The sequence below is a fragment of the Photorhabdus hindustanensis genome, from assembly GCF_002968995.1.
Taxonomy (GTDB): domain Bacteria; phylum Pseudomonadota; class Gammaproteobacteria; order Enterobacterales; family Enterobacteriaceae; genus Photorhabdus; species Photorhabdus akhurstii.
Window position 1 is genome coordinate 1 of record NZ_PUWT01000022.1, and the last position, 12,302, is coordinate 12,302.

General features: G+C 43.5%; 8 protein-coding genes and 2 pseudogenes. 7 read left to right on the forward strand and 3 right to left on the reverse strand.

Features of this window, described 5'->3' with window-relative positions; all coding sequences use genetic code 11:
• Together tnpA and tnpB are read left to right on the forward strand one after the other, a co-directional pair.
• The coding region (tnpA, locus tag C6H66_RS08590) for an IS66 family insertion sequence element accessory protein TnpA (protein WP_105395356.1) at window positions 1-270 on the forward strand (270 nt) is incomplete at its 5' end.
• Window positions 264-467, forward strand: a pseudogene (gene tnpB, locus C6H66_RS08595) (IS66 family insertion sequence element accessory protein TnpB); the annotation flags it as partial. The gene tnpA and the pseudogene tnpB, both read left to right, overlap by 7 nt.
• Before the next feature lie 207 nt (window positions 468-674).
• On the opposite strand, the gene C6H66_RS08600 reads toward tnpB, so the two are convergent.
• On the reverse strand, window positions 675-1,553 hold the full coding sequence (locus tag C6H66_RS08600) for a LysR family transcriptional regulator (protein WP_105395357.1): 879 nt from the start codon (window positions 1,551-1,553) through the stop codon (window positions 675-677).
• Window positions 1,554-1,722: 169 nt separating this feature from the next.
• Here C6H66_RS08600 and C6H66_RS08605 point away from each other — a divergent pair, with 169 nt between their 5' ends.
• Together C6H66_RS08605 and C6H66_RS08610 are read left to right on the forward strand one after the other, a co-directional pair.
• The gene (locus tag C6H66_RS08605; protein WP_105395358.1) at window positions 1,723-2,934 is read left to right on the forward strand and encodes an MFS transporter; all 1,212 of its coding nucleotides are present in this window, start codon (window positions 1,723-1,725) and stop codon (window positions 2,932-2,934) included.
• Window positions 2,935-2,998: 64 nt separating this feature from the next.
• On the forward strand, window positions 2,999-4,018 hold the full coding sequence (locus C6H66_RS08610) for an alpha/beta hydrolase (protein ID WP_105395387.1): 1,020 nt from the start codon (window positions 2,999-3,001) through the stop codon (window positions 4,016-4,018).
• Window positions 4,019-4,738: 720 nt separating this feature from the next.
• Here the strand turns inward: C6H66_RS08610 and C6H66_RS08615 are convergent.
• Window positions 4,739-5,479 (reverse strand): SDR family NAD(P)-dependent oxidoreductase, encoded by a 741-nt coding sequence (locus tag C6H66_RS08615; protein WP_105395359.1) that lies wholly within the window; start codon window positions 5,477-5,479, stop codon window positions 4,739-4,741.
• A 670-nt stretch (window positions 5,480-6,149) separates the two neighbouring features.
• Window positions 6,150-6,890, reverse strand: a complete 741-nt coding sequence (locus tag C6H66_RS08620; RefSeq protein ID WP_105395360.1) for an SDR family NAD(P)-dependent oxidoreductase — start codon at window positions 6,888-6,890, stop codon at window positions 6,150-6,152.
• Between the two features lie 1,631 nt (window positions 6,891-8,521).
• On the opposite strand from C6H66_RS08620, the gene astC reads away from it, so the two are divergent.
• The 3 genes and pseudogenes from astC (at window position 8,522) to astD (ending at window position 12,282) form a co-directional block, all read left to right on the forward strand.
• Complete coding sequence (astC, locus tag C6H66_RS08630; RefSeq protein WP_105395362.1) at window positions 8,522-9,730, forward strand: aspartate aminotransferase family protein; 1,209 nt, start codon at window positions 8,522-8,524, stop codon at window positions 9,728-9,730.
• 41 nt (window positions 9,731-9,771) lie between these two features.
• Window positions 9,772-10,804 (forward strand): annotated as a pseudogene (astA, locus tag C6H66_RS08635) (arginine N-succinyltransferase).
• A gap of 2 nt (window positions 10,805-10,806) precedes the next feature.
• Window positions 10,807-12,282 (forward strand): succinylglutamate-semialdehyde dehydrogenase, encoded by a 1,476-nt coding sequence (gene astD, locus C6H66_RS08640; protein WP_105395363.1) that lies wholly within the window; start codon window positions 10,807-10,809, stop codon window positions 12,280-12,282.
• The last annotated feature ends 20 nt before the right edge of the window (window positions 12,283-12,302 follow it).

A 12,302-nucleotide genomic window follows, 5' to 3' on the forward strand; every position in this document is an offset into this window, starting at 1 on the left:
CAACACCATGTGGCCCAATGGCGCCACAGTAACCTGACCCGAAAACAGTATTGCGAACAGCATCAGCTGAGTTTTTCCTCTTTCCGCGACTGGATTGCCGACAGTCACAAAATGCGCCAACCTCTCAGCCAGACACTGCCCGCCCTCTTGCCGGTTTCACTCCAGCCTGACGACGCGCCCACCGTCACCCTGCATACCCCAGACGGCTATGCCATCGCCTGTCCCTTGACGCTGTTGCCTGACGTGATGCGGGTACTGGCCCGATGCTGAAACCGCAACAGCTTTTTCTGGTGCGAGAGCCCGTCGACATGCGCCGGGGCATTGATGCCCTGACCCAACACCTCGAGGGACTGAATTTACGCTGGCAGGACGAAGCCGCTTTTGTCTTCTGTAACAAGGCCCGCTCCCGTCTCAAGGTGTTGCGCTGGGACCGACACGGTGTCTGGTTGTGTATCCGCCGTCTGCATGCCGATACCGATATCGCGGTGCTGGAGACCCAGCTTTCACGCCTGCATCTCCCGGAAGCTCCCCGGCGGCCCGCCCCAAACGACAGCCTTTACCGACGACTTTATCCCGAGAAGATATCCGGCTGGAGATGGAGCCTTACTTTTATTACCAGAGAACCGTTGATATTTTTTCTATCTCCGCCCCGGAGACAGTTATGCTTATTTACTCTAGACGTGATACCTGACGGCTTCCACAAAAGCCATAAAAGCCGGTGAAGCTTGTCGCCGGTTGGGATAATAAAGATGAAATCCCTGAAAATATGGGCACCAGTCTGCTAAGACTTCTTTTAGTTTCCCGTCGGCAATGTAGGGTTTAGCTAAATATTCAGGAATATAAGCCAGCCCTATACCATCCAGTGCGCTATTCAGAAGATGAATAGTACTATTTGAGGTAAATTGCCCATTGACCCGAATATTCAGCTTTCTGCCATCTTTCTCAAATTCCCACACGTAAACACCGCCAACAACTGAATAACGGGCATTAATACAACGATGGTTTGTCAGATCATGAGGAGATTGCGGAATTGGATGCCGCTCAAAATAGGCGGGCGCCCCAACTACGGAGAGGCGCCAATCCGGACCAAGACGTACTGCTATCATGTCTTTACTGATAGCTTCGCCAAGCCGGATTCCTGCATCAAAACGCTCACTGACAATATTCGTGAAGCCGTAATCGATATTGACCTCCACGTTGATGTCAGGATATCTGGCAAGAAACTTGGCAAGCATGGGCCTCAGGATCATCTGTCCCGCATCGTCTGAACAAGTGATCCGAATTGTACCCGCAGGTTTATCCCGAAGTTCACCCAATCTTTCAATTTCAGCGTTAATCTGCTCAAAAAGAGGACTAATAGAATGTAATAATCTTTCCCCTGCTTCTGTCGGTGCGACATTACGTGTTGTGCGGGTTAATAAACGTACCCCGAGTCTTTCCTCCAGAGCTTTAATGGTGTGGCTGAGTGCTGATGGCGTGACGCCCATTCTTGCCGCAGCCTTTGTAAAGCTTCGCTCCCCTGCCACTAACAAAAATGCTTGCAGATCATCCATCCTGAAACCTCAATTGTTGAATTTTTCTCACAAGAGCATGCTAATTATAGCGTCTAATCAAAGAAACACTATGCAATTAAGATCTACATGAGTTTGATTATCGCCATAGTTGTTTGGGATGCATAAAGCACGTCATTCCGTTCTGCTATCAAATGAATGCCGGAGAAAAATGAAAACTGTTGATATTGATGTAAGACCATACACGCATTCAACACAGCCTCCTGCATGGGGAGCGGTCTTTTCGATGGCTCTCTGTGTTGTTGTATTGATTGCGTCAGAATTTATGCCCGTCAGCTTGCTAAGTCCAATCGCACAGGACTTGCAGATGAGCCAGGGGCAGGTGGGTCAGGCTATTTCAGTTTCAGGCTTTTTTGCCGTGCTGACCAGCCTACTAAATACTCCCCTGACAGGTAAATTCGACCGGAAAAAAGTGCTGCTGAGTTTCACGCTGCTTCTGACAACATCCGGGGTGATTGTGACACTGGCCGCTAGTAACGTGGAGTTCATGGTCGGACGGGCTTTATTGGGCATCGCCATTGGTGGTTTCTGGTCAATGGCTACGGCGACTGTGATGAGGCTGCTTCCACCTGATTCTGTTGCGAAAGGGTTGGCTCTGATAAACGGTGGCAATGCGCTGGCAGCGACCATTGCTGCCCCGCTAGGTAGTTTTTTGGGACAGTATATTGGCTGGCGAGGCGCCTTTTTTATGGTAATCCCACTTGCCATACTGGCGTTTGCCTGGCAATGGCAGGGGATTCCTGCGATGGAAGCCAGTAAAAAAAATGAAGTAGTCAATCCATTCAGGTTGTTGAAGAGAGCGCAGGTTGCTCTGGGTATGGCTGGCATCATGTTGTTATTCATGGGGCAGTTCGCTGTTTTTACCTATCTGCGGCCGTTTCTGGAAACGATTACTGGCATCAGTGTGACTGAATTATCCCTCACGTTCCTTCTGTTGGGTGCTAGCGGTCTGGTTGGAACATATTTCATCGGATTGTTGTTAAAAAAACGGTTGTTTGCCTACCTGATTGCTATCCCTCTCGCGATGGCAGTGGTTGCGGTAGTCCTTACCATTTTCGGAAATTCTGGCATAGCGGTTGCGGCGTTACTGGCAACTTGGGGATTAGTCGCCACGCCAGCACCGGTTGCCTGGGGACTCTGGTTGAGCCGCGCACTGCCGGATGATGCGGAAGTTGGTGGTGGCTTGATGGTCGCGACTATTCAGCTAGCTATTACGTTGGGAGCCAGCTCCGGCGGAGCAATGTTTGACGTCATGGGTTGGAAAAGTCTCTTCGTCTTTGGCGCGGTATTACTGTCGTTATCTGCCATTTTTACCTGGGCTGCACAACGTTCAGCCCATCCTGGCGTTATTGCTTATGGGTAAGCATGGACAATAGCAGAGAAAAACGTACTGACTTTTATATTTCATTAAAGGCAAATATATGAACATGAAAAAGATAGTTTCAGCAATAGCTTTGAGTACGATGTTATCAACATCGGCAGTAGCATCTGCCGCGGATACGCTGGCTTGGGATAAAACATTTGCGCAAAGTGACAAGGTAATCCACCAGAAGGTGTCGTTCTATAACCGTCTGGGAATTAATCTGGTTGCCGATATGTATATTCCAAGAAACTTGGATATGTCGAAAAAACACCCAGCTATTATTGTTGGTCATCCTTTTGGTGGCGTCAAAGAGCAGAGCTCAGGTTTATACGCCCAGACAATGGCAGAGCGTGGTTTTGTCACTCTGGCTTGGGATGCATCCTATAACGGCGAGAGCGGCGGTGAACCTCGTTCGATTACCTCCCCAGAAGCTTTTGTGGAAGATTTCAGTGCTGCTGTTGACTTTATTGGCACCCGCTCATTTGTTGACAGAAATCGCATTGGTGTCATTGGTATCTGCGGGAGCGGAGGGTTTGCACTCAGTGCTGCAGCTGTCGATCCTCGGATGAAGGCCATAGTGACTATCAGTATGTATGATATGGGCCGGGATCGCCGTCAGGGATTGGGGGACACAATGATCAAAGAGGATAGGATCAAAGCACTTGAAGACATTGCCCAGCAACGCTACGTCGAATTTGAAGGTGGGCAGAAACGCTATGTTATCGGGACTCCGGAAGAAATTACCGCCGAGTCACCCGCTGTAGCTCGCGAGTTCTATGATTACTACCGGACGCCGAGGGGACACCATCCTCGTTCAACAACAGCAATGTCTCTGACCAGCAACCCGGCATTAATGAATTTCTTTCCGTTCTCTCAAATAGAGGCAATCTCGCCCCGTCCGATTCTGTTCATTGCGGGTGAGAAAGCTAATTCCCGTTACTTCAGCGAGGATGCTTACAAATTGGCGGCTGAGCCTAAGGAACTTTACATTGTTTCCGACGCATTGCATGTGGACTTATATGATCGGACGAAATTCATTCCATTTGACAAGATTACATCATTTTTCACTCACAACTTGAAATAAGATAATAACAAACTAAAGGCGCCTTTAGTTCCAGGCTGCTGATAAATCGCGTTTAAAATAGAGAGGTTCGTCAGCGGCCTGAATACCCTTTTTATAACAGGCATCAACAATGTGGAGCATATCAGCCGTATTGCGCCTAGATTTTAGGATATATACCTAATGAACTTCAAGATGCTTGAACAACAAGATATAAAAACATTTAAATTCAACAATATAGTTGTTTTTCAAACATGCACCTTGAAGTGTTTTGAGTATATAGTTTGTTTTTTAGGTAGTGATCAAAATAAAATTTTTTTGTTTAATCTCATTTGATATTTTTTTAATAATTTTGTTTGGTATTAATGGGGGTGGAATAAAGTATAGTCTGATTTAGTGTTCATGCATAATAAATGCAGATAACTGTTTTGTTTTTAATGATGAAATTCAGTGTATGCTAATGAAAATTGCAGAAAATGAAAGGAAATTATTTAAGAAATAAAAACCAAAATGAAATATTTTATTTAGAATGACAAATTGATAGTTAAGATAAGACACCGTATGGTTAATTTGTTACAAACAATCTAAGTATATTTTGTCCTGAAAAATTGATACGGACAAAGCAACAATAATTTCCTTGTCAGGCTTATTACGGCTAAAGGAGGCTACTGTCTGCTTTGCCCGGTTTTAATATGGCTCAGAGCTGAATGATGATGCTCCGCTAAAATCTAAGATATAAAGAGATCAACGTGCGGTATATCCACCATCAACGAGGTGGTAACTACCGGTAATGAAAGACGCATCCTGAGATAATAAGAAGCAAACTAGTGCAGCGACTTCATCTGGTGTTCCGCGGCGGCCGATAGGATGATCATTGATCATCTCTTGGACTACATTGGTGTCGAGCCTAGATAACATAGGTGTGTCGGTGCAAGCGGGCCCGACGGCGTTAATCCGGACCCCTTGTTTTACATACTCCAGCGCGGCGGTCTTTGTCATGCCTAGCACTGCATGCCCGGCGGCTGCGTATGCAATCAAGTTGACGAGACCAACACTACTTGCGGCCGAGGCCATGTTAACAATTGCACCACCACCAGAAGCCAGCATTGCGGGGATCTCGTACTTCATTGAGTACAGCACACTGTGCATGTTGGTGTTGATGACCTGATGCCAATCATCCAACGGATAGTCCGCGGTCGGATGGAGCGGGCCGGCTATCGCTGCGTTGTTGACTGCCAGGTGTAGCGCCCCAAAGGTCTTTACTGTTTGGGCCACTAAGCGCTCTACCGCAGACGCTTGGGTAACGTCGAGCTGAATGGCGATAGCATTATCAAGGTCATTGGCAAGGGCTTGAGCTGCGTTGCCGTCGATATCGGCTACGACAATTTTTGCACCGTTTGCCGCCAGTCTGCGGCAGATTGCAGCACCAATACCCATTGCACCGCCGGTAACGATTGCCACTTTATTATTAAAATCTAATGTCATATAATTCTATTCCTGCAAGTGAATGATACAAACTAATTAGTTTTAGCTTGCGTTGGTTTTTTTTCTATATTGTCGTAAAATAACGTCTAATAAATATTTTTTCAACTTAGCCTTATGTTTTTTTGTGATCTGGTATATTGGATGATTTTGTGAATATTGAGTAAGTTGTATTATTAATTAATATTGCGCCAATTTTTTAGGATATATAGTTTGTTTTTTAGGTAGTGATCAAAATAAAATTTTTTTGTTTAATCTCATTTGATATTTTTTTAATAATTTTGTTTGGTGTTAATGGGAGTTGAATAAAATACAGTCTGATTTAGTGTTCATGCATAATAAATGCAGATAACTGTTTTGTTTTTAATGATGAAATTCAGTGTTTGCTAATGTAAATTGCAGAAAGTTAAAGGGAATTATTTAAAAAATAGAAACGAAAATGAAATATCTTATTTAGAATGACAAATTGATAGTTAAGATAAGACACCGTATGGTTAATTTGTTACAAACAATCTAAGTATATTTTGTCCTGAAAAATTGATACGGACAAAGCAACAATAATTTCCTTGTCAGGCTTATTACGGCTAAAGGAGGCTACTGTCTGCTTTGCCCGGTTTTAATATGGCTCAGAGCTGAATGATGATGCTCCGCTAAAATCTAAGATATAAAGAGATCAACGTGCGGTATATCCACCGTCAACGAGGTGGTAACTACCAGTAATAAAAGACGCATCCTGAGATAGCAGGAAGCAAACTAGTGCAGCGACTTCATCTGGTGTTCCGAGGCGGCCGACAGGATGATGCTTGATAGCTTTTTGGACTACATCGGCGCCGAGCCTGGACATCAATGGTGTGTCGATGTAACCAGGCCCGACAGCGTTGATCCGGATTCCTTGTGTCGCGTATTCTAGCGCGGCGGTCTTTGTCATGCCTAGCAATGCATGCTTGGCTGCTACGTATGCAATCGAGTTGGCGAGACCAACACTACTTGCGGCCGAAGCCATGTTAACAATCGCACCACCGCCAGAAGCTAGCATCGCGGGGATCTCGTATTTCATCGAATACAGGACACTGTGCATGTTGGTGTTGATGACCTGATGCCAATCATCTAACGGATAGTCTACGGTCCGATGGAACGAGCCGGCTATCCCTGCGTTGTTGACTGCCAGGTGTAGTGCCCCAAAGGTCTCTACCGTTTGAGCCACTAAGTGCTCTACCGCAGACGCTTGGGAGACGTCGAGCTGAATAGCGATAGCATTATCAAGGTCATTGGCAAGAACCTGAGCTGCGTTGCCGTCAAGATCGGCTATGACAACTTTTGCGCCGTTTGCAGCCAGTCTGCGGCAGACCGCGGCACCAATACCCATTGCACCGCCAGTAACGATTGCTACCTTACCGCTAAAATCTGAAGCCATATTCTACTCCTATAAATGATATGGAATAAGTCATGTTTTGGAAGATGAATTGATCCCATTATTCAAAGTTTGATCTTAAACGAACTCGTGTTGTCACGTTCCAGCATGAGAAATCAAGGGGCTGGAATACCCTTTAGTGGAATTGGCAGTAAATAGATTTTTTTTATTTTTCGTTATAGAACATCTGGAAATGCAATATTTTTAATAGTTGGTCAGATTAGTTTTAGTTTTTATTGATATCTTTCTATTTACATTAACGATATTACCTTATTTTCTGTAAAATAATGCTTAATAAATTATTTTTCAACTTAATCTTGTGTTTTTTTATAATTTGGCATGTTGGATGATTTTGTAAATATTGAATAAGTCGCATTTTGGATTAATATTGCATCTGTTTTTTAGAATAGATCTCTAATTTTATTGGTGTTTTTCAAAATAAAATTTTTTATAATTAAATATAAAATTTTTAGTTTATATGTCAAAACACTTAATATTTTTAAATAATCTCGGTTGGATATTAGTATAAAGAAAATAAAATATAAAGTGATTTGACATTCACTCATAATAAATGCAGATAACAATTCTACTTTTAATGATAGAATTCAGCGTCCGCTAATGATAATTTCAGAAAATTAAATGAGAACGCTTAAATGATAAATTGATAGCAAAGATTATATCTATTATTTCAGCTGTACAGCAATACTATATATTAACGCCTTAGCGAGCCAGAAAAGTAGTCACTTTAAGCTCTGAATAGAGAGTTGGTGATCAGTTGTGATGGAAAAGTTTCATAATGCTAATATGTTAAGAAGTAATGAATTTTTTTGCGTCGGTATGATCATTCGGTATAAATTGTATTTCGGTTTTTTCTGGATAAAAATAAGATTGAGGAAAGTGATAATCTCTATTGAATAGTTTTCACTTGAAAAGGCTTTACCTGTTTCTCTAATCTAAGTAAATCATTGAGGTAGGGTACAATAAAGTCAATTTGTGAAAAATAATCTCAATAGGCAGGGGTATTATTGTTGTCTGAAATTTAAGAGCATTTGGATATAGTCAATTTTCTTAACTGGATAGTTAATTCTACATTAAATTATTGTCAGATTGTTCACTTCTTTTGTTGTTTTGGGTTATCGGTTTACTCTGGTTTTTAAAAGTTAAATTACGTCAAATTTTATTTTACATTTAAGTAAATAAATTCCTAGCGTTATTAATGAATAATTATTTATTTATTCTTTTCATCTATATGTAGCAGATTTCATTTATGCACAATTTATTCGCTTTTTATTCACTAAAAGTGCATAAATTGTGCATAAAAATACTTTTTGGAATTTTGAACGAGATCAAAAAGTATTTTTTTTTGTGTATAACTTGTGTTGACTTTGTTAAAGGCGGGCAACAGTATCTGTCTAGTGGCTGTGCAGCTATTTTTGGGAATAGTCATGGGATTAATAAGAATAATATTAAAAAGATCCTGTAATTCTATTATTTTTAAGGATTTTTAGGTTTCAGTTTGGTAAACCTTTTCCTCGGCATACATTAATAAGTTGTGTAAGTGTGAGACGAAAAATGATGCGGGGTATATTACTTTCTTTCGTCCGTGTACTCTCTATTTTAAGGGGAAATGATCTATGTTAGAAAATATTCAGAGAAGTTGGTTTGATCACTATATGGTTCCTTGTTTCTCTCCTGCCAGGTTCATACCTGTTCGGGCCAAAGGTTCGAAAGTATGGGATCAGGATGGTAAGGAATATATCGATTTTGCAGGTGGAATTGCCGTTAATTCATTAGGGCATGCACATCCTGAATTAAAGGATGAGTTAATTTCTCAGATTGAGAAAATATGGCATATAGGTAATGGTTACACCAATGAACCTGTCCTAAAATTAGCAAAAAAACTCGTGGAAGGTACTTTTGCTGATAAAGCATTTTTCTGTAATTCAGGAGCGGAAGCTAACGAGGCAGCATTAAAGTTAGCCAGAAAATATGCCTCTGATAAATATGGAAAAAATAAAAGTGAAATTATTTCGTTTAAAGATTCTTTTCATGGGAGAACATTATTTACCGTTACAGTAGGAGGGCAGCCAAAATATTCACAAGATTATGCCCCCCTGCCGCAAGGAATTACCCATATTCCTTATAATGATTTATCGGCAATTAGAGAACACATTTCTGAAAATACCTGTGCGGTTATTGTCGAACCTATTATCGGTGAGGCCGGTGTTATTCCCGCAGATCCTGCGTTGTTGCAGGAATTACGTACTTTGTGTGATCGTTTTCAAGCGTTGCTTATTTTTGATGAAGTTCAAACTGGGGTAGGTCGTACAGGGTATCTTTATGCTTATCAGGAATATGGTATTGAGCCTGATATTCTTACCAGTGCTAAAGGTCTCGGCGGAGGCTTTCCTATCGGCGCCATGTTAACAAAACAACATATTGCAGCGGTTTTTCAACCAGGAACGCATGGTACTACGTTTGGTGGTAATCCTTTGGCGGCAGCAGTTGCCAATAAGGTGCTTTCCATTGTTAATCAGCCAGAACTGCTCACCGGCGTTTTGCAACGTCATGATTACTTCATGGATAAATTGTCGAAACTGAATCAGCGTTGCCGAATATTCAGTTGTTTGCGCGGTAAGGGGCTGCTTTTAGGCGCTGAATTGGATAAGGCTTGGCAGGGTAAGGCGAAGCAATTAACTAATTTGGCCGCAGAGGAGGGGTTAATGGCCTTAATCGCGGGTCCAGATGTATTGCGCTTTGCGCCGGCATTAAATATCGACTTTGCTGATATCGATGAAGGTCTGGCTCGTCTTGAAAGCGCCATCATGCGGTTTGTCGGTTAATAGTAAGGTTTATAGGTTAATAGTAAGTTGAAGGTGACGTTATGATGCTTTTCCGAGCTGTCCGGCATAGTGACTTAAATGGGGTTCAGTCTTTATCTCAACGCGCTGGTATAGGTTTGACATCTTTTCCCAATAACCTGGAGCAGCTGCGCGCACGTATTGCGCGTAGCGTTGATACTTTTGATGGAAAACTGTCCAGGGCTCAACAGGGATTCCTTTTTGTGCTGGAAGATACGGGCGTGAATCGGGTGGCGGGTGTCAGTGCCATCGAAGTGGCGGTTGGGCTGGAGGAGCCGTTTTATAACTTTCGGGTACAAAAAACCGTTCGCTCATCACGTGAATTGGGGATTTATAAATCTATTGAAGCGTTAACTTTGGAGCAAGATCAGACCGGTAACAGTGAATTATGTACCTTGTTTCTCGATCCAGAATATCAGAAGGGGAAAAATGGAACATTTCTCTCCAAAGCTCGTTTTCTTTTTATCGCTGCATTTAGGGATATTTTTTCTAAAATTATATTCGCTGAAATGCGGGGAGTTGCAGATGAGCAAGGAAATTCCCCTTTCTGGAATTCATTGGGACAACATTTTTTTTGGTATTCCTTTTTCTCAGGCAGATTACTTAACCGGTATTGGATCGAAAACCTTTATTGCAGAGCTAATGCCCCTTCATCCTATTTATATATCCTTATTATCGGCTGAGGCTCAGAAGGTGATTGGGCAGGTCCATGAGAAAACTGTACCTGCCCGGGCCATTCTTGAAAAAGAAGGTCTTGCCTATCAAGGCAATATCGATATTTTTGATGGCGGCGCTTTATTACAGGCTGAGATTGACCGGATACGTGCGGTAAAAGAGAGCCGCCTCGTTCCTGTTAGTAAAGCAGCATCAGTGACCAGAGATGATGGTGTTTCTTGCATCGTTGCCAATCAGCAGTTTAGTGAATTCCGAGCGCTTTTATTAAATGTGGCGTGTGACAGTAATGAACTGTTTTTAACAACCGCTGAGATGGATGCACTTCAAGTAAGCGATGGGGAGCAGGTTCGACTGGTTAGTCTCTTTCCAAAGGAAAATTAAACATGAATTATAAAGCACATTACATTGGGGGAAGATGGATTGAGGGGCAGGGTGAGTCAATAACTAAATTTTCCCCAATAGATCAACAGATTCTGTGGCAAGCTAACAGCGCTGATGTTTCTCAGGTCAGAGCCGCTTGTCATGCTGCCCGCGAGGCGTTTTATGTCTGGTCGCATTTGCCCGCCAGTGAGCGGATTAAAGTCGTTCAGACGTTTGCGGCTTTACTGAATGAGGAGAAAGAGACGCTCGCTCGTGTTATCAGTCAGGAAACCAGTAAACCGTTATGGGAAACGCGGACTGAAATACAATCTATGATAGGTAAAGCGGCTATTTCTATCGAAGCGTGGGAACAGCGTACCGGTGAATCAGAAACGATTATGCCAGACGGCCGTGCCTTACTGCGTCACCGTCCTCACGGTGTGATGGCGGTTTTTGGTCCGTATAACTTTCCCGGGCATTTGCCTAATGGTCATATTATTCCTGCGCTTATTGCGGGTAATACGCTGGTGTTTAAACCGAGTGAATTGACGCCGATGACCGCGGAAGAGACGGTGAAACTATGGAAAAAAGCGGGTTTGCCCGCCGGTGTGCTCAATCTGGTTCAGGGAGCGCGCAGTACCGGGACTGCATTACTGGAGGATAAGCAGATTGATGGCGTGCTGTTTACGGGGAGCGCCAATACTGGCTTTCACTTTCACCGCGTGCTTGGCGGTCAGCCGGAGAAGATGTTGGCGCTTGAAATGGGGGGAAATAATGCATTGATCGTCGATGGTTGCGACGATATTGATGCCGCGGTTTACACCATTGTGCAATCAGCATTTATCTCAGCCGGTCAACGTTGCACCTGTGCCCGCAGATTGTTAGTGAAAAATGGCGTGCACGGAGATGCGGTGATTAAGCGTCTGGTGGAGGTGACAGAACGGATCGTGCCATCCCATTGGGATGCTCAACCTCAGCCGTTCATCGGTGGCGTCATTTCTCTACAGGCTGTGCAAAATCTATTGGAAGCTCAAGATCGGTTGCAAAAACTGGGAGGCATCTCTTTGGTTTCACTGGAGCAATGTCAGCCGCAATCAACGTTTCTGACCCCAGGAATTATTGATGTTAGCCAAATCATTGATGTTCCTGATGAAGAGTATTTCGGGCCGCTACTCATGCTTATGCGTTATGACACATTTGATGAAGCGTTGGCAATCGCCAACAACACCCGATTTGGGCTGGCGGCCGGTTTAATTTCGCCGGATGCCGCCTTGTTCCAGCGCCTGTCAGAAGATGCCAGAGCGGGCATTGTGAACTGGAATAAGCCGTTAACCGGGGCTTCCAGTAAAGCGCCTTTCGGCGGCATTGGTGCGTCAGGAAACTACCGACCTAGTGCTTATTATGCTGCCGATTATTGTGCCTGGCCGATGGCATCTCTGGTTGCCGACGAACTTACTTTTCCTGAGACGCTTGCGCCGGGGATCTGCTTCCCTGATTAACCGTTTAACGGAATAGGTTT